Source organism: Nocardiopsis lucentensis DSM 44048, from assembly GCF_000341125.1.
In the GTDB taxonomy this organism is placed as follows: domain Bacteria; phylum Actinomycetota; class Actinomycetes; order Streptosporangiales; family Streptosporangiaceae; genus Nocardiopsis; species Nocardiopsis lucentensis.
Genome location: NZ_ANBC01000056.1, coordinates 1 through 586, shown reverse-complemented (window position 1 = coordinate 586; position 586 = coordinate 1). Strand labels below are relative to the sequence as shown.

Annotated in this window: 1 protein-coding gene and 1 pseudogene; both read right to left on the bottom strand. The window is 73.2% G+C overall.

From position 1 onward, the window contains the following. Positions 1–168, bottom strand: a pseudogene (locus D471_RS41530) (GNAT family N-acetyltransferase); the annotation flags it as partial. A gap of 107 nt (positions 169–275) precedes the next feature. Beyond that, the coding region (locus tag D471_RS0101580) for a TrmH family RNA methyltransferase (RefSeq protein WP_017597002.1) at positions 276–586 on the bottom strand (311 nt) is incomplete at its 5' end.

Below are 586 nucleotides of genomic sequence, written 5' to 3'. Positions count from 1 at the left end.
CGCCGTCAGCGCGAGGAAACGCCGGGTTCGGGCCATCCGCTGCTCGTCGTCGGGGAACAGCCACCGAAAGAGCGGATCGTCGTGGAGCGCCCGGCTCAGGACCCGGGCCACGGCGGGCACGTCGTCGATCGTGGCGGGGCGGGCGGCGGCGGTGACGATCGGACTCATCCCAAGAACTCTCCGGCTAGGGGGCGCTCCGCACATGGTAGATCACGGTACTGTCACGGCGAGTTCGGGGGCGGGTGGCGGTGGCCGAGCTCACATCGGGCGCGCGCTCACACCGACTGGTCGAACACGTGCGCCCGCACCCAGGCGTGCATCGCCACCGCCGCGGCGGCACCCGCGTTGATCGACCGCGTCGACCCGAACTGCGCGATCGACAGCACCGCCTCGCACACCTTCCGGGCCTCCTCCGACAGCCCCGGGCCCTCCTGGCCGAACACCAGGACGACCTCGCGGGGCAGCGGGTGGGTCTCCAGGGGGACCGCCCCCGGCAGGTTGTCGATCCCGACCAGCGGGAGCCCGCGCTCCCCGGCCCACCCCAGCAGCGCGGCGGTGTCGGAGTGGTGGTGGACGTGCTGGTAGC